The 18,210-nt window shown below is 38.1% G+C and carries 16 protein-coding genes; 14 read left to right on the plus strand and 2 right to left on the minus strand.

Translation table 11 applies throughout. The features are described 5' to 3' along the window. Positions 1 to 115 precede the first annotated feature (115 nt). The 4 genes from GJV03_RS14850 to GJV03_RS14865 are packed head-to-tail and all read left to right on the plus strand — an operon-like array spanning position 116 to position 3,441. Positions 116 to 1,459 carry an MFS transporter gene (locus GJV03_RS14850; protein ID WP_154130428.1) on the plus strand — a complete coding sequence of 448 codons (1,344 nt, stop codon included), beginning with the start codon at positions 116 to 118 and terminating at the stop codon, positions 1,457 to 1,459. Next, positions 1,459 to 2,112 carry a DsbA family oxidoreductase gene (locus tag GJV03_RS14855; protein WP_004724786.1) on the plus strand — a complete coding sequence of 218 codons (654 nt, stop codon included), beginning with the start codon at positions 1,459 to 1,461 and terminating at the stop codon, positions 2,110 to 2,112. The genes GJV03_RS14850 and GJV03_RS14855 overlap by 1 nt, the downstream gene beginning before the upstream one ends. Continuing rightward, positions 2,109 to 2,438 carry a Rieske 2Fe-2S domain-containing protein gene (locus tag GJV03_RS14860; RefSeq protein WP_004724784.1) on the plus strand — a complete coding sequence of 110 codons (330 nt, stop codon included), beginning with the start codon at positions 2,109 to 2,111 and terminating at the stop codon, positions 2,436 to 2,438. Before GJV03_RS14855 ends, GJV03_RS14860 begins: the two co-directional genes overlap by 4 nt. Then, complete coding sequence (locus tag GJV03_RS14865) at positions 2,431 to 3,441, plus strand: putative sulfate exporter family transporter (RefSeq protein WP_154130429.1); 1,011 nt, start codon at positions 2,431 to 2,433, stop codon at positions 3,439 to 3,441. The genes GJV03_RS14860 and GJV03_RS14865 overlap by 8 nt, the downstream gene beginning before the upstream one ends. A gap of 131 nt (positions 3,442 to 3,572) precedes the next feature. On the opposite strand, the gene GJV03_RS14870 is transcribed toward GJV03_RS14865, so the two are convergent. Both GJV03_RS14870 and GJV03_RS14875 read right to left on the minus strand, forming a co-directional pair. Continuing rightward, the gene (locus tag GJV03_RS14870) at positions 3,573 to 4,604 is read right to left on the minus strand and encodes an AraC family transcriptional regulator (RefSeq protein ID WP_154130435.1); all 1,032 of its coding nucleotides are present in this window, start codon (positions 4,602 to 4,604) and stop codon (positions 3,573 to 3,575) included. 399 nt (positions 4,605 to 5,003) lie between these two features. After that, the gene (locus GJV03_RS14875; protein WP_154130430.1) at positions 5,004 to 6,101 is read right to left on the minus strand and encodes an OmpW family outer membrane protein; all 1,098 of its coding nucleotides are present in this window, start codon (positions 6,099 to 6,101) and stop codon (positions 5,004 to 5,006) included. 342 nt (positions 6,102 to 6,443) lie between these two features. Between GJV03_RS14875 and GJV03_RS14880 the strand changes: the two genes are divergently transcribed. The 10 genes from GJV03_RS14880 to GJV03_RS14925 all read left to right on the plus strand — a co-directional run bounded on the left by GJV03_RS14880 (position 6,444) and on the right by GJV03_RS14925 (position 17,869). Beyond that, positions 6,444 to 7,034 carry an alpha/beta hydrolase gene (locus GJV03_RS14880; RefSeq protein WP_154130431.1) on the plus strand — a complete coding sequence of 197 codons (591 nt, stop codon included), beginning with the start codon at positions 6,444 to 6,446 and terminating at the stop codon, positions 7,032 to 7,034. A 196-nt stretch (positions 7,035 to 7,230) separates the two neighbouring features. Beyond that, positions 7,231 to 9,066, plus strand: coding sequence for a DUF1302 domain-containing protein (locus GJV03_RS14885; protein ID WP_154130432.1), 1,836 nt, complete (start codon positions 7,231 to 7,233; stop codon positions 9,064 to 9,066). Positions 9,067 to 9,597: 531 nt separating this feature from the next. After that, positions 9,598 to 9,933 carry a hypothetical protein gene (locus tag GJV03_RS14890; RefSeq protein ID WP_004724773.1) on the plus strand — a complete coding sequence of 112 codons (336 nt, stop codon included), beginning with the start codon at positions 9,598 to 9,600 and terminating at the stop codon, positions 9,931 to 9,933. Positions 9,934 to 10,824: 891 nt separating this feature from the next. Further along, complete coding sequence (locus tag GJV03_RS14895) at positions 10,825 to 11,361, plus strand: spore coat protein U domain-containing protein (RefSeq protein ID WP_004724771.1); 537 nt, start codon at positions 10,825 to 10,827, stop codon at positions 11,359 to 11,361. Positions 11,362 to 11,421: 60 nt separating this feature from the next. After that, entirely contained in the window at positions 11,422 to 11,976 is a 555-nt protein-coding gene (locus GJV03_RS14900) for a spore coat protein U domain-containing protein (RefSeq protein WP_004722258.1), read from the plus strand. 11 nt (positions 11,977 to 11,987) lie between these two features. Next, positions 11,988 to 12,503: a spore coat U domain-containing protein gene (locus GJV03_RS14905; protein ID WP_105714784.1), complete on the plus strand. Its 516-nt coding sequence runs from the start codon at positions 11,988 to 11,990 to the stop codon at positions 12,501 to 12,503. Positions 12,504 to 12,522: 19 nt separating this feature from the next. Then, positions 12,523 to 13,323, plus strand: a complete 801-nt coding sequence (locus GJV03_RS14910; RefSeq protein ID WP_151958115.1) for a fimbria/pilus periplasmic chaperone — start codon at positions 12,523 to 12,525, stop codon at positions 13,321 to 13,323. Then, a complete protein-coding gene (locus GJV03_RS14915) occupies positions 13,324 to 15,855 on the plus strand; it encodes a fimbria/pilus outer membrane usher protein (protein WP_154130433.1) in 2,532 nt (843 codons plus the stop codon). Continuing rightward, entirely contained in the window at positions 15,852 to 16,871 is a 1,020-nt protein-coding gene (locus tag GJV03_RS14920) for a spore coat U domain-containing protein (protein WP_056517971.1), read from the plus strand. Before GJV03_RS14915 ends, GJV03_RS14920 begins: the two co-directional genes overlap by 4 nt. A gap of 407 nt (positions 16,872 to 17,278) precedes the next feature. Further along, entirely contained in the window at positions 17,279 to 17,869 is a 591-nt protein-coding gene (locus tag GJV03_RS14925) for a recombinase family protein (protein ID WP_056517969.1), read from the plus strand. Positions 17,870 to 18,210 lie beyond the last annotated feature (341 nt).

Below are 18,210 nucleotides of genomic sequence, written 5' to 3' on the forward strand. Positions count from 1 at the left end.
GATTTGAGCCAAAAGGATTTTTGATTCAAACAGTGAGAAAAAGATGATTACGTTACTGTGAAGTCGCGTAGTCATCAAAAATGAATGAGAAATTATAAAAACACAAGGAGAACGTATGGATGCGCATCAATATTCAAGTCCTGCGGACGGTGTAGATACTTCGGTTGGCATTCCACGTAAATATGCATGGTTGGTTTTTGCACTGACATTTGGTTTGTTGATTTCTGACTATATGTCACGGCAAGTCTTAAATGCAGTATTCCCACTGATCAAAAGTGAATGGGCTTTGACAGACAGCCAACTTGGATTATTAAGTGGAATTGTGGCCTTGATGGTGGGTTTATTAACCTTACCTTTGTCGATCTTGGCAGATCGTTTTGGCAAAGTAAAAAGCTTAACTTTGATGGCCGTGTTATGGAGTATGGCAACCTTAGGCTGTGCAATTGCTGAAAGTTATCAACATATGTTTATTGCCCGATTTATGGTGGGTGTTGGCGAAGCTGCCTATGGCAGTGTCGGGATTGCTGTTGTTGTATCGGTTTTTCCTCGTGATATGCGTGCAACTTTAGCAAGTGCTTTTATGGCAGGTGGTGTGTTTGGCTCATTCTTAGGCATGGCTTTAGGCGGTGTAATGGCTGAACATTTTGGCTGGCGTTGGGCATTTGGTGGAATGGCAGTCTTTGGGCTGATTCTGGCATTTTTATATCCTATTGTGGTTAAAGAAAACAAGATAGGAACCGTTCAAGGCAAAATTAAGACCCAACAGAAACAGGAGAAGTCGAGAAGTCCTTTACGATCAATTTATTCAAGTCGGTCTGTGATCGCCACTTATATTGGCAGTGGCTTGCAATTGTTTGTGGGTGGCACGGTCATCGTTTGGCTTCCCAGTTATCTCAATCGATATTACGGATTGGGGACAGATAAAGCGGGGCTGGTCGCGGCAATGGTTGTACTCAGTAGTGCAGTTGGCACGATTTTATGTGGGATGTTATGTGATCGTTTAGGACGAGATCGACCAGACCGAAAAGTCAGTTTAGCGATTGCATTTTGTTTGATCGGTTGTGTGTTGTTATCCATTGCTTTTGCCATGTCTGTCGGAAATGCTCAATTGATCATGATTTGTATTGGGATGTTTATCGCATTGGGTACCAATGGACCATCCAGCGCAATGGTTGCCAACCTAACACATCATTCTGTACATAGCACAGCATTTGCAACATTAACTTTGGCAAATAATTTTCTCGGCTTGGCTTTAGGACCTTTAGTAATTGGAAAGCTATCTGACGTGATTGGTTTACACCATGCTTTTCAATTGATGCCTCTGATGAGCATTGTGGCTGCTGCCGTATTCTTCTATGCAAAACGCCATTATGCCCATGATATTAAAAAATTTAATGCACAAGCAGCACGACAAGGTCAAACAGTACAAGCACAGTCATGCAATATGGGTAATCAGTAATGACGCGTAAAATGAATATTGAAGTTTTTTTTGATTTTATCTGTCCTTGGTGTTTGATTGGAAAACGTCATTTACAGACTGCGATTCAAAAATTAAAACAAAGTGATCCAGATGTTGTGGTCAATATCCAGTGGCGTGGTGTACAGCTTTTACCCCATATTCCACTGGTGGGTGTTCCTTTTGATGCCTTTTATTTACAACGATTAGGCAGTTCAACAGCCGTTCGAATGCGTCAAACTCAAGTTCGTCAAGCCGCGAAAGCGGTCAATGTCGATATTGATTTTGATCGGATTCGTCGTATGCCAAACACAGCTATGGCACATCATTTTTTTGCAAATATTTCAAAAGTATATCATTCAGATCAAAGTGAGCGATTTTTAGATGCGCTATTCACAGCCTATTTTCATCATTCGGAAAATATAGGCGAGTTAGCAACATTGCAGAAAATAGCCATGTATTGCGGTTTTGCGGATGAGGTGGTTGAAGGTATTTTAGCAAAACCATTCGTTCCTTTTATCTCAGCAGATACAGGGGGTAAAGGGGTACCATATTTTGTTTTTGATGGAAGTTTTGCAATGGCAGGAGCGCAACCTGCAAGTGCACTTTATCAAGCAATGCTGGAAACGCTTCAAACACAAGGACAAATGGTATGAGCTTGCGTTTTCAAGTTCCTCAAGAAAAAATCCCAACTTTAGGCAATCGATCCTTTTTGATGATCGGTGACCGATCTCTAATTTTATTTAATATTGCTGAACAATTTTATGCGATTAATGACAGTTGCCCGCATCAGGGTGCCTCATTACTCAATGGGAAATTAGAAGGCAAGGTAATTCAATGTTGTGCACATGGTTTACGTTTTGACTTGTCAAATGGTTATTTACTCAATTCAACACAGCTACAAGTTCAATCATATCCAGTAGAAGTGATTGGAGAAAATGTTTTTATTGGTTTGGATTGTGGAGTAGCACTAGATGAGTAAATTAGATTCTATGGCTTGGCAGCCACGGCTAAGTGCGTTTATGCCCGGATTTATTGTTAGTACTGTGGTTGCCGCTGCGGCCTGCTTTTTATCTGAGCATTATGGTGCACCAGTAATGTTATTCGCTTTATTGCTCGGGATGGGTGTGAACTTTCTTGCAACAGAAGGAAAGTGTAAAGCGGGTATCGAATTTACTGCGCGAGAAGTACTGCGTTTTGGGATCGCCTTACTCGGAATGCGCATTACCCTTGAGCAAATGACTGCGCTAGGTTGGCAGCCCATTGTTTTGGTCATTTCATTGGTCGTCATTACCATTCTTGCTTCAGTCATCGCAGCAAAAGTGCTCGGGTTTAATAAATTTTTCGGTATGCTGACTGGTGGCGCGACAGCGATCTGTGGAGCTTCCGCAGCATTGGCCTTGTCTGCAGCTTTACCCAGTCATCCACAAAAAGAAAAAGCAACCTTATTCACCGTCATTGGAGTATCTGCACTTTCAACTTTAGCAATGATTGTTTATCCCATGATTGCGCAATGGTTGGAATTGAAACCACAACATGCAGGGATTTTTTTAGGTGCAACCATCCATGATGTCGCCCAAGTGGTGGGGGCAGGTTATAGCATGTCTACAGAAACAGGCGATACTGCAACAGTGGTGAAATTGATGCGAGTTGCCATGCTTCTACCTGTGATCATCTGTGCAGCCATGATTACCCGTATGCAAGGCGTACCCTCTACGGGCAAAAGACCGCCATTATTGCCTTGGTTTGCAGTAGGATTTTTAATTCTTGCCTGTATAAATAGTACTGGATGGGTACCTACAGTTGTTCAAACTGGAATGAATGAATTATCTCGTTGGTGTCTGATTATTTCGATTAGTGCGCTAGGGATGAAAACACAATTAAAAGAGTTAGCAACGGTGGGTATTAAACCGATCCTGCTGATGATTGGAGAAAGCGTTTTTCTGGTATTGTTGGTACTCAGCCTGATGCATTGGTTATTTTAGTCGAGCTTTGATTTAACAAAAGTTTTGCAAGGTACAACGTTAAAGTTGATTTACGCAAAACTTTTGTTTTAAGTGGCTTTTCTTATTATTGTTTTGATGTTAATACCAAGTTAGTCGTACCTTGATTGAATTTATATCGTATTTTCATCAATGATCTCAGCCTTATTGTGGGTACGCCAAGCATTGGGTGTTATACCAAATTGACCGATAAACCATCGTGTAAAAGAGCTTGGCATAGAGTAACCAAGAATATCTGAAACTTGAGCCAGTGAATAATTGATATTTCTTAAATAGCGAAATACCAAATTTCTGCGGACATCATTCATTAATTCACTAAAATTTGTATGTGCAGCTTCTAGACGCCGTTGCAGCGTTCTGACATTGACTTCATGGGTCTGCGCGACTTGATCAATTGTGGCACGTCCCATCGGTAAAAGCAGATAGATACTTTTACGGATATCAAAAATAAGTGATGATTCATTGTCTTTTTGTAAGATGTCGATATCGAGATAGCGCTGTGCATGGTTTGCCATTGCTGTATTTGCTTGAGGATTGATTTTATCAAGCTCTGATGATGAGCAGACAATACCATTAAACTCGCTACCAAATTCAAGTGAACTTCCAAAAACACGTTGATGCACTGTTAAGTCTTTTGGTGAATCGTGGGTAAAATGAATACTTAATGGGTGCCATTTTTGAGCTAATAATGCAGCACAAAAACGATGGGTAATCCCCAAAGCCAATTCAATCGCTTGACGACTATACTTTGCTGAAGCAGAAATCACTTCTACCCGAATAATCACGGTTTTTCCAACTTCTTCTATATATATTTCAAGCGCGTTATTGATGATATTTCGGTATCTTACAATTGTTTTTAAGGCATCACGTAACGTCTGTTGATAGCTTAATAATAGGCTTAGCTCACCAAAATCAGCAATTTGACGTTGTTCGGCCATATGTAGACCAAACACTTCACAACCACTGATTTGAGCAGATTGCTCTAATAGTGTCATGACTTTGTCGACGGAAATACGTTGTTTTGAATCATTTAATTGAGCAGAATAAATTCCAGCATCAGATAATAAATGGTATGGATTAAGGTCTAATTGTCGGCTTACATCCAGATAATTCTTAAGTACCGCTGTATGTGCAAGAGGAACCAATTTACACTCTCCTTGTCTTTTCATTAACCGTCCTGGTCAATACACCACTGTTTGAAGACTGTACCAATACGCATTTATAAAAAGTTTTTGCGTATGTGTAATCTCAATAATTTTATCAAAATTTTTTAAAAAGCATCTCAATTCATTACACATTGAGATGATTGAAATAGAGTATCAAATTTGTTTAACAAAGAGGAGTGTTTTAAAAGGACTGCACTTTATTGAGTAAAGAACAGCCTTTTAAAACGTATTAATGTGCGACACAACTTAGGGATATTGCTTACACATTAATTCTTTTAGATGGGGCATTGCGACTCATATCGGATTGTAGATATTTAGTACACAATATTTTTAAAATTAAATGGTCGGTAGATATAGGGCTACAATCAATCCATTTAATTAAAAACGATAGCCTACCCCAAGATATGTGACCAAAGGATCTAAATCAATTTTTGTCGTGGACTTGATCAATTGGGTACCTGTCGATGTATCTGTGACAGTCACAGTTGCTACATTATTAAAGTTTGGCATATAACTTAAAGATCCAGTGGTAAACCAACGATCGGTTAAATCAAAGGTAAATCCTGCTGTGAGTACTGGTGCAAAGGCATCACTGGTTTTAACTTTAACTTTTGGTGTCGCTGTTGAACTGCCTTGACCACCGTGCAATGCTTCACCCGCTCGATCATTGAGGATATTATCAATCATATAACCTGCTTGAATAAGGTCTTGTTCTACACCGCCATTGAGCTTTAACTTATTAAAATGACCATATACAACACCCGCGCCAACAAAAGGTCGGAACTTATCTTGTCCTGAAGCGCCAAAATGATATTTAACTGTTGCTGCAGGCGTCCATGCAGTTACTTCTGCAACTTTGCCATGTGCATCAAGATCGGTAATTAAGGTATCTTTTAGCAGTTTTAAACCATTTAAATAGGTCGGTGGTGTGCCTTTTCCGGGAGTATTGGCAGTGGAAAGTGCCGAAGCTCTAATTTCTCCTACGCCATCAATATCAATTTTTGGTGGGATACCACCGACTAATTCAAGAGATACATGATCATTTACAAAGTAGCTTAGAGTTAAACCCAATGTATCGGTATCCGCGACTTCCATTCCACCTTGAGCGGTATAATCAGAAATACCTGTGATATCCGATCTGGCTCCGGTGGTCAGACTTGCTGGAACTTTATAATTGGGGTCTGCTTTACCATTTTTGATAAAAGTATTTAATAAAAGCCCACCCATTCCCTTAATTTCAGATGCATTGGTTTCGTAGTTGGCAATATCACTTCCCCATAATGATGATCCAACGCCATAGCTGCCACCTTCTACAACACTGGTTGTTACATGTGTTGAATTGGCTTTGCCTTGAGGCATGACATGCATCCAGCCTGCACTGACAGCCCAGCGTTTAGAGGTTGTAGAATCCGCATAACATAAATGAGTTGTTAATAGACATGCCAATGGCACAGCTATTCTACAAATTTGATTCATTTTAATTTCCTTGTAGTTCACTTTTTTGGGGTTTCAGCGGATCCTTTCTGAAACACGGCCCCATTATTAAAGTTGGCATTGGTTAAAGCAATCTCACTCATTTCATTAATAATATTCAGATTTTTAATGAATAAATAAGTGAATTTTAAAATAAAACAATTAAATCAATCTCTTATAATTTTATAACCCCATGCTCGAATGCTTTATTGGAGCAGTCATTTGTCATCAAATGAAAAGCAGTTGTCATCAAATGTACATCACCAAGATCAACTAAACCGTATTGTGAATAAGCAATTTATAGAATTCATCTTCATTCATTTGGCGAAAACTTAAGGTAGATCAATGGAAAAAATCCAGATAAAGGCAACCGTTTTAATTATCCCAGGTTTACGTGACCATGTTGCTGAACATTGGCAAACCTTATTAGAGCAAAGGCTGGTCAAGGTACGATCCGTCCCCCCGTTGGAAACAGACAAGCTCAACTGCATAAAAAGAGTTAAAGCGATCCAAGCACAACTTGAAGAAATTGATGGTGCTGTGATTTTAGTTGCACATAGTGCAGGGGTATTAATGACCGTTCACTGGGCAGCTCTGTATCAACACAATATTCAAGGGGCTTTGTTGGTGACACCACCCGATTTATCGGCCAAATGGCCTGAAAACTATCCAAGTTCTGCAATGCTAAAACAGCAAGGATGGGATCCTTTACCTAACAAGATTTTGCCTTTTCCGAGCATTGTTGTTGCAAGTACCAACGACCATTTAGCCAGTTACCAGGCCGTTCGGACTATGGCAAAAACATGGGGCAGTCAATTGGTGAGTTTAGGTGAAGTGGGGCATCTTAATCCTGCTGCTGGATATGGGTATTGGGCACAAGCTGAACAATTTATTCAACAATTAGACCAAGTGGACGATTCGATATGTATCGCTTAGTTCATAGACTTTATATAGCGGAATTTATTGAGAAGTGACTTGGTTCAATTTCCCCGCCGTTTTAAGACAGCATTGCTCATAGGTTAGCAGTATTCATAACAGATTAAACAATTAAAAAATCATGCATATTTCAAAATAGTCAATATGGCTATTTAAGGACTTAAATTGAATTAAATCATATCGATATGGAGATCGAATGATGCAAAATGTGATATGTAGCAATAACGTGAAACACACGATTATTTTCACTCAAAAGCTGAGTGTCTGTTTAGTGCTGTGCTTAAGTATTTCAAAAGTGTCTGCAACAAGTGTTGAGATCAATGAGGATTGGAAATTTGAAACCAGTACCATACTCAGCCTAGGTGCCAATTGGAGTGCTCAAGATGCTTCAAATCAGTTGGTGTATAAACCTGATGCAAATCATATCGGAAAGAGCGGTTTAAGCGTTGACGTGAATGGTGACGACGGGCATGTGAACTTTAGTCAAAACGATAACATTTCCCAAATTATAAAAGGGTTGACTGAGTTTCGTTTAAAAGGACAACAACAGGGTGCAGTACTCAGCACTAAATATTGGTATGACCATGCTTATGAAACTGGTCGTGGAGATTTAAAAGCCTTTGATGATTCTGCTTGGCCTAGATTAGCCAAATTTAAGGGCATTGATCTTTGGGATGCCTATATCTGGAAAAATTTTGCTTTAGAAAATGGTCAAAATGCCAATCTAAAATTAGGCAAACATACTTTAAATTGGGGGAAATCGCAGTTTTTCCAAAATGGTATAAATTCAGTCAGTGCCTTGGATTATGCTGCAATCAATCGGCCGGGAGGAGAGGCAAAAGAACGAATAATTCCTGTCGAAATGTTTTCATTTGAGGCTGGAATAACGCCAAATCTTAAACTCGATGGTTTTTATCAGTTTACGTTTAGACCTTCTGTGGTGGACGGGTGTGGGACGTTTTTTGCGATTTCTGATTTTGTTCCAGAAAATTGTGGCCCGATTATTTTGACCGTTACACCAGGAGATAAGTTGTCTGAAAGTGCTTTAGATGCACAGACTTATATTCCACGGGCAGAAAGTCGATACGCCAAGAATAGTGGGCAATATGGTTTTGCTTTAAAGCAAACTTTACCTCGTTGGAATAATGCTGAACTTGGTGCATATTTTGCGAACTATCACAGTCGCAATGCTAATTTTGATGGTACAGCGGTAACTGCATCAGGGCCTGCATATTTTAATACAGCTCGTTTTTTTTCAATTTATCCAGAAAATATTAAAATGTATGGATTAAGCCTAGCAGCAAAAGTGGGGACAACCGCTGTTTTTAGTGAATTAACGCATAAACCTAATCAGCCCTTACAATTAAATGGAACAGATATCGTCTATGCTCAAGTTTTAGACAAAGATACGCCCCTTACACCACCTGGAGTTGCGGCTGAATTTGGACAATATTTACAAGGGTATGTAAGAACGCCTGTAACCCAATTTTCACTGGGTGCGAGTGATCGGTTAAACAATATATTGGGTGCAAATGCATTGAATTGGGCGGCAGAGTTTGCAGTGAATCATATTGCAGATATTGGTAATCATCGTTTTGGACGGGTCGGTGCATTTGGACGGAGTGAGCTTTCATCTGGTGCTTATAATCCTGAAACAGGTGAATATAAATGTACGCCTTATGGCACCGCACATCTTGCAAATGATGTGATTGATCGTATGAATGAGCGCTTTTGTAATCGGGATGGTTTTTTTACGCAATGGTCATATGGCTATCGTTTACGAGGAGCTTTAAATTATCAAGATATTTTACCTGCGACCGTCATCACACCAAGTGTAATCTTTCGCCATGATATAGCAGGATTTAGCCAAAATTTTCAAGAAGGTCAAATGAGTATTGCAGCCACTATTTCAGTGAATTATCAGCAAAAGTATACAGCTGAACTTGCGTATACCAATTTTTTTGGTTCGAATGATTTTAGTACACTCGATGACCGAGATTTTGCTTCGTTGGTATTAAAAGCTAATTTTTAACATTGAGAAATTGGATGCCATGTTTATTGGAAGGTTTGGCATCCAACATTAAGCGCATCTTTTTAATAATAAATATTTAATTCATTTATACAGAAAATGCTTATACAGCTTTGGCAAAAACTGAATTTTCTGATGTTTATGGTATTTAATTATTCAATCTGATCAATATTGATGTTATTGGAGCTGCTAAGGAGATTGACGGGCATAGGCTTTATTATCACTATAAATATGACCTGTTAAATTGATCAAAAATTGCATTTGTTATTTGGTGATGAATTACATGAAATATGTATTAAATTATAATAATAAGAACACTATTACAAGTTTGTTTCTAAAAGATAATATAAATTTAAATATTTGTTTTTAGGGAATATTTTTAATAAATTATGTATTTAATTGTAATTAAAATAAGTGTAAAAGTTTGCAAAACATGGTGAGTAATGATAAAAAATGTGCATTATCTGAATAGCTTAATGGGTTCCTACAGATATATTGAAGAATAGAAATATGAATGTTGGATATAAATAAATAATGAAAATTTATGAAATGGTGTTTCATAAAGGTATAGATGAAAGCACTCATTTTTTTTATAGTGAAAATACCTATGCTTCACGTCAGCATTTTATCGAATTAATACGTTTAGATATTGACGCTGAATTGAGTAATTTTAAGATGACATGTCTAAGTGATGATCAATATGATTTAAAAGCATTGTTTGAAGAAGTTCATAAAGAAAGCCATTTGCATGTAGATAAAATGGAAGCTGAATTTATTCGTGATGCAATCGCTACATTTGACCAATGCATTTGTTTAAGAGTTAAAGAGCGAGATGTTCTTAAACCGAGTGGAAACACCTTTCATATTTAGTCGTCATCCAAATTGTATACAGAGATTCACGATTTTCGGTCGGCATGTTAAAGTGTCATAACGTATCCCATTCTTCACCCCAGAACGAATGGGATTTTTTTATTTTTGATGAATGGATAAAATAACCGCTAAGTGTTAACTTTTATTGATTAAATCATATTTTGAATAAAGTCCTCGTCACTAATTTACAGCCTCATCATCGTGATTAATCTACCAATACAAAGCCATTGTGAGCAATGATTGTAAAAGACTAATTTGGGGTGCTTATTATGGTCATGGTTACTTTGTTATCTCGAGTTTATTTAAAATTGGAGTTTTTGAATTAATCATCATATCTTAGATCAATTGAATGAAATGAGATGTAAAAAATTTGAAGGTAATAATTAATTATAAAAGGCGATTCTTAAATTTTTTAGGTAAAATTTAAAATATAGATAAGCCGATAAAGCATTTTTAAAAATAAGTTTATCTTTGTCATATTGAGTTTGGTTTAATATATAAAAATAAAATTTTATCAAGTAAAATTTTGAAATATAGGGTTTAATTTTGTTTTTATGAGGCTTGATCAAGATAAAATACGATATTGCCTAAGCGAAATTTTAAGTCCTTAGATTGGCATATTTAGCTTGGTGTTATTTAAAAGAAAATTAAGTTAATTTCACTTTTACTTTGTCAAATTATCAAGTGAAATGTATTTTTTGGTGTTTTAAATATAATAATAATTTAATTCCACAATTCCAATAAAATTTTAAATAAATACAAATAGTTGAGCTTGTTTTGTGCTGCTTATTAGTTGATTTATTGAACACTTATTCATCACATGTGATTATGTAAATACTTTCACACTTCTTGTGTAAAAGTTTACGAATAATACAAATCATGGGAATTAATATGAATATTTTTACAAAACTAACACTAACTGCATTGTTGAGCACGGCTTATATCGCGACTGCACAAGCAGCTGTTACTGGTCAAGTTGATGTCAAGCTGAATGTTTCGACAGGTTGTACTGTTGAAGGTTCTACTGTTACTGGAAATATGAACCAATTTGGTACATTAGATTTCGGTAAAACTTCTGGTACTTGGACCAACGTTTTGACTGGACAAGTTGCTTCTACAGCGACAGGTGGTCATCTCGCTGTAGAATGTGATGGTGCAAACCCTGTTGACTTTACGGTTGCAATTGATGGCGGTCAACGCGCTGATCGTAGTCTTAAACATACAACTGCTGCCGACCTAGTAAACTATAACGTTTACCGTGATGCAGCACGTACCAATCCATATGTGATTAATACAGCTCAGCCTTTCACTGCTGCAGCAGGTGTAGCTCAAGAAGTTCCAATTTTTGGTGCAATTGCTGCGAACACTGGCACTGCAAAAGCACAGGGTGATTATACAGACACTTTATTGGTGACTGTTAATTTCTAATCAGTATACGTAACAGTAAACAGGTTTGTTGTTGAACAAGCCTGTTTTAGGGAGGAACGTATGCACCTGTTACTTAAACAATGCGTCGGATTGCTACTTTGTAGCATTGTTTCATCGCTCACCAGTGCTGGGCAATTGGCCGCTAAGTTAAATGTTCAACTTGAATTAGAGCCATCCTGCAAGATCAACAATGAGACCGTGAATAACGGAACCAATGGCTTGAATTTCGGGCAGCTAGACTTTGGAGAAACCACAGCTGCATTTAATCAGGTGATAGAGACCAGTTTAAGTCAGGGTTCTACATCAGGTTTGACCATTCAATGCCCTGGCAATGCTCCAATAAAAGTTACCTTTGGTGCGGGGCAACATGACAGTAAGGTACCAGCACCTTTTGGCGCAAATTATTTTCGTGCGATCAGTAATGGCACAGATTTCCTTGCCTACAACATCTTATATGGAACTGCTCGCGAAGCGTTAAGGCCTAATCAAATCATTACTTTGACCAATAATGGTCAGCCGCAAACGCTTAATCTCATGGGGCAAACTGTTAATAATGGTCGGTCAGTCTCACTTGGACAATATACCGACACTATTCCAATTACCATTGAATTTTAAAGAACAAAATCATGAAAAAAATAGGTTTAAGTGTTCTGCTGATTTCGATTGTTCAAAGTGGGTTTGCTGTTGATCCTGTAACTTCGGCAAGTTTTAAAGTGCAGGCGACCATTGAAAATGGGTGCAAACTCAGCAATGTCGAACAGTTACTTGATTTTGGTCGTCATCCTGTTGTGGCGCAGGGGCAGTTAAAAGGATCCGTCATCAATACTGCGCAAAGCTGGAATATCCAATGTACTGCACGGCTACCGGTAAAGGTGATGTTGAATGGTGGTGATCACTTTTCAAATAACTTTCGGCGGATGAAACATGCCCAGCAGAATGAGTTTGTACCTTATCAGCTTTATCAGGACAGTAGTTTGCAAGGTGAATATGCCAGTGGGAGTAGTTACTCACTGACACCAACCACTACTTTGAACACCGTACTGGGTTTTGCAGTTTATGGTGTTGCAGACTTGAATAATAACAATCAACCACGATCAGCTGGCCTGTATAAAGATACGGTCGCAATTACGATTACATGGTGATTCTATGAGCTTAAATAAAATGAAAATATGGTCGGGCAGAACTTTCTCTGCGGCCGCGATATTGATGGTCACTTCACCCGTATTCGCACAGGCCACTTTTTTAATCTGGCCAATTTATCCAAAAATTGAAGAAAATGAAAAAGCCTCTGCGGTCTGGCTACAAAATACCGGTAACTCTGATGCCATGGTACAGATTCGGGTATTTAAATGGGATCAGAATCATCAGCAAGATGCTTATGTGGAGCAAACTGAGGTTATTCCAAGTCCGCCTGTAGCGAAGATCAAGGCGGGTGAAAAGCATATGTTGCGTTTGACTCGCTCAGCTGCTGTACCTGATGCAAAAGAACTTGCCTATCGAATTATTGTTGATGAACTGCCGATCAAGCTCAATCCAGAAGATGAAAAAGATGCGTCGACAGTCAGTTTTCAGATGCGTTATTCCATTCCCTTGTTTAGCTATGGCAAAGGACTTGGTAGTGGTTTAACTGAAGTTTCACAAAAAACCAATGCGAAAAACCCTTTGGCTAAACCGATATTAAGCTGGTGGGTCAAGAATAATGAACAGGGCAAACCTGAACTTTATATTAAAAATACTGGTTCAAAATTTTCACGACTTTCTGGAATTAAATTAACCCCGACTTCAGAGCAAATGGCTTTTGGCAAAACCGCCTTTGGTTATGTGTTGGCAAACAGCACCATGAAGTTTGATCTGGACAATAAGTTACTCAACAGCCTAAGTGGTCAAAGCAGTTTGTATGGGGTTGACAGTTCAGGGGTGAAACAGGAATTGGTTGAGATTAAAAAAGAAGGAGGGGGATAAATGGGTTATTTATCAGGGTTACACACCCCTTCTTTTTTATGCAAAAGCCTGACATTGATATTGGTTGCGAATATTCCATTGCTGAGTTGCAATGTCTATGCAAATGGTTTGCCCCCGCCACCACGAGATGTTTCAGAAGTGAATAGCTTATTTAAGCTTTATCTTGACTTGGTGATCAATCAATATTCGACGCGACAAGTGATACCAGTCATTGTCAAAGGCGATCATTACTTTATCCAGCAATCGAAACTGGATGAGTTGCAGATTAAGCTGCCTGCGGATGCACTTCAGCAACAGTCAGAAAAAAACCTGACCGATCTGGATGTATTTACTTTAGGATTTTCTGGGAAGGCCTTGGATTGGGTCAGCCTCAATCAGATTCCCGAATTGAAGTATGAGTACAATTCAGCGCAACAGTATTTTAGTCTCGATCTTCCTGCCAGCTGGATGCCGGTGCAGATACGCGGCTTGGATTCATGGTATCAACCTGAAACAGCGCAGTCGGGTATTGGTTTATTAAATAACTATGACTTTTATACCTACCGCCCAGAGAATGGTGGCTATAGTAGTACACTCTTTACAGAACAACGGTTTTTCTCCCCTTATGGGGTACTGAGAAATTCAGGGGTTTATAGCAAAACTGATTTTAAATCTGATGGGATTGGAAACGACTCAACTCAAGATAATGATGGCTACCGCCGCTATGACACCACTTGGCAATATGATGACCCAGTCCGGGTAGTTTCATTTTTAGCGGGTGATGTAATTACGGGAAGTAAAAACGCATGGGGAAGTTCAGTGCGTTTAGGTGGATTGCAGTTACAGCGTAATTTTGGTACGCGTCCAGATTTGATTACCTATCCTTTACCTCAGTTTAAAGGACAAGCGGCTTTACCGAGCACCGTGGACTTATTGATTAACGGACAGAAAGCCAATTCAACCGATGTACAATCTGGCCCTTTTATTCTAAATAATGTTCCATTTATCAATGGTAAAGGCGAGGCGGTGATTGTCACCACAGATAGTGTTGGCCGTCAGGTGGCAACCTCGGTGCCGTTTTATATTTCGAATACTTTGCTTAAACCGGGGTTATTGGATTATTCGGTGTCTATGGGACAAATCCGCGAAGATTATGGGATCAAGAACTTTGAATATGGCAAATTTGCCAGTTCAGCGGATGCGCGTTACGGGATTAACGACTGGCTCACGGCTGAAGGACGAGTTGAACTCTCCGATTCAATTCAGTTGGCTGGGCTAGGTTCAGTGCTTAAGTTGAATCGGTTTGGTGTTGTAAGTGGTTCGGCAACCCAAAGCTGGGCTGATGGAGAGCTTAATCAGTTAAATAATAACTTGAACGGAAATAAAAACTTCAAGGGAAATCAATACACGCTCGGTTATAGCTATAACCAACAACGCTTTGGATTTAGTCTCAATCATACCCAGCGAGATCAGGATTATTATGATCTTTCACGCTTGCAATACACAGATTTGATTTCAGCCAACAGTCATAAAAGTTTGGTTGCCAATACTTATTTTGCGACAGAAAAGTCGGGTACTTTTGGGGTGGCATATATCCGAACCAAGAGCCGAGACATTGAAAATAAACTGATGAACCTGTCTTGGGCACCGGTATTACCGTCCTATCTGCGTGGTGCGACAGTATCGTTAAGTGCCAACCGGGATTTTGTGGAAAAAGAGTGGAGTGCAGCATTTCAGTTGTCGGTTCCATTTTCCAAGAGCAGATCCACAGCTAATCTAGGTTATAGCCAACAATCCAGTGGTGATTATGCTTATATCAACTATAACCGTAGTGCACCGTTGGATGGTGGTGTTGGTGTTGATTTAACTCGACGTTTTAATGAAAACAGTGATGACTTTAATCAGGCACGAGTCAGCTACCGTAACCAATATTTTAATACCGATGTCGGCATGTCGGGTAGCAATGATTACAACTATTGGTTTGGACTGTCAGGTTCGGTGGTGTTGATGTCAGGCAATGTCTTTGCTGCCAATCGATTGGGTGAGTCGTTTGCTTTGATTGATACCAACAAAATTGCAGATGTACCCGTGCATTATGAAAACAGCTTGGTGGGGCGGAGTAACGCCAAGGGATATGTATTTGTACCGTCAGTGACGCCTTATTACGCGGCTAAATACAGTATTAACCCGATCGATTTACCCTCTAACTTTAATGCAACCCAAGTTGAAAATCGGATTGCGGCAAAACGAGGCTCAGGTGTTGTGATTGGCTTCCCAATCAAACAGTCTTATGCAGCCAATGTATCTTTAGTGCAAAGCAATGGGCAAGCGATTCCAGTGGGTGCGGTGGTACATCGTGCGGATCAAGAATCGAGTTATGTGGGGATGGACGGGATTGCTTATCTTGAAGATCTGGGTGCAGAGAATAGCATTCGAGTGCAACTGCCAGATCAAAGCGTATGTGAAGCAAACTTTTCGTTGGATTTAAAACAAGCGCAACAACAGATTGCAGTGATTAAGTCGGTTGTTTGTCGTGAGGTGGCTAAACCATGATTACTTTAAAAAAAATAATACCTACAGGTCTATTATTCTCTGGATTAATATTGATTGCTGCTCAAAGTCAGGCAGATTGTAACGTTAACTCAAGTGGCAATGTGTCCATTGGTAAGGTTCCTTCCATTACTCTGGCAGAAAATGGAGTTCAATCTTCGCAATTCAGTGCAGGTTTATCCTGTAGTGGATTTAGTTTGGCTGCTTTAAATACCACTTATCTGAAATATCGGGTCGATCAGATGCCAATAAACTATATCAATAGTGTCACTGGTGAACGCCTTACGGTGAATTATTTGGATACCAATAGTAATCCAATTAATGTGGGGCAAGAAAGAGATATGAGTAGCTTTACAATTATCAATTTCTTTACGGGGCCTAATGGTGCGTTACCATTTTATGCAAAGATTAATTCTGGACAAGCTGTATCGCCTGGGATTTACCGAGCTGAAACACCATTTAAAGTCAAATGGTATTATTCTGTGCCTGCAATTGCTGTAGCTGGAATAGGATTTTATTTTTCAAGCCCTGGTTTTAATCGTGGATTTTTGGGACTCGGGTTTGATTGGGGAAGTGGTAGTGATTCTTCTCTAAATTTGAGTATTGAAGTTTTACCAGACTGCCGTATTGCGACCAATGATGTGAATTTTGGAACAGCAGCCTTTGCAGATGCCTTTACACCAGTGAAAACCTCGATGGGAATACGCTGTTCAGTCAAGACACCTTATAAAGTGAGCCTGAATGATGGTCTTTATCCACAAAATGGCAATCAACGTGCAATGAAGTCAGAAACGGGGAATAACTATATGAGTTATGAAATTTATAAAAACTCAACTACGGAACGCTGGGGAAGAAATAACGAGCAGTGGTTGAGCGATGTTGCGACTACAAATCCTGGTATTTATGATGCGAAAACTCAGCAGGGTTATGCTTTCACAACAAAAATTCTGGATACAAATTCACTGAGTCTGCCTGCTGGTAAATATAGTGATACTGTAACTGTACAGGTCGAATTTTAAGAGATACTCACAATAACATCATGATTTTTTATCATGATGTTAATTATAAAAAAGAATACATATAATTAAATTATTAATTTACACTATTAAAAACACCTAAGCTATATTCTTTTATTTATTTAAGTGGTTTTTTATATTAAGCACCAGTGAAATAAATAATTATTTTTTGAAAAAAATTCTTACATCATATTATTTATTTTGTCGCTAATTTCTTGTATTTGTTTGTTAAATATTTTTTTCGTATTTCGTGTGTTTAAATTAATCCTGCTATTTTTTTTATAATGATTCTGATTTTATGTTTTTAAATCATTAATAGTGTTTAAAACACCAATATAATTTTCAACAGATGTTTTTTTTATTAGTATAAGATTATAATAATTGTTTTAATTATAAGAGGGTTATTTGTTGTGCGAGTCTATGCATATTTTAGAGTTGATGATTTGTCTATAAAAGACAGTAATTATGTCTCCTATATTTCAAACGCTGGTTATGAAATACCAAATAAACGAGTGATCTTTGAAGAGGTGGAAGCCGGTATATCATTAAAATATAGAAATAAATTTATTAATTTAGTCAATTATGCGATGGAAAGCGGTGATTTATTGTTAATCAATGGAATTGATTCATTAGGTGGTAACTTTAATGAAGTATCTTCAAGTGTAAATTTGATTTTTAAAAAAAAAATTCGATTAATCTGTTTAGATTTTTCTAAAAATGAAATTGTGGGAGATCTTAAGAAATTATTTATGCATTTTTTAAAGTTATGTTCTGATTTTGAAGAGAAATCTAGTTTTTCTAAAAAGAGCATTATGAATAAAGCAAAAAAGCGTGTAGGTCGTCCCGAGATTTTAACTGATAAGCAAAAGAAAGAAGCATTGGATAAGTTTAAAAAAGGCCATACTGTTTATTCAATTGCTAAGCATTACTCAGTTACTCGAACAGTCATCCAACGCTTAATTTTAAAATCTTCTGACGTCATTAATAGTGATGAAAAGTAAATGAGGAGTATAAAACTTCAGAAAAATCATATAAGTAGGTTTGCGATTGCGCAGAAAAGATCTGATTTTAACAAAACAATTATTGTCCAATTGGTTTATGTGTTACGACAAGTAAATCCCAAAAAAGCAAAAAATTTGATGAGTCATTATAGTATTGAAATAAAGTCGATAAATGGTTTGATCAACTATAGGATTCAAGGGATTAAACATGAGGGAAAAATGATTATCTTTTTATATGGTTCTGATTTATATTTTTTGGATCTAAATAAATCATTGTTTGATTATGAGTCTTGATTTGTTTTTGGTGTGATAAAGTATATATTTATAGTTGTTTTATTCGG

It is taken from the genome of Acinetobacter sp. RIT698, assembly GCF_009668065.1.
In the GTDB taxonomy this organism is placed as follows: domain Bacteria; phylum Pseudomonadota; class Gammaproteobacteria; order Pseudomonadales; family Moraxellaceae; genus Acinetobacter; species Acinetobacter guillouiae.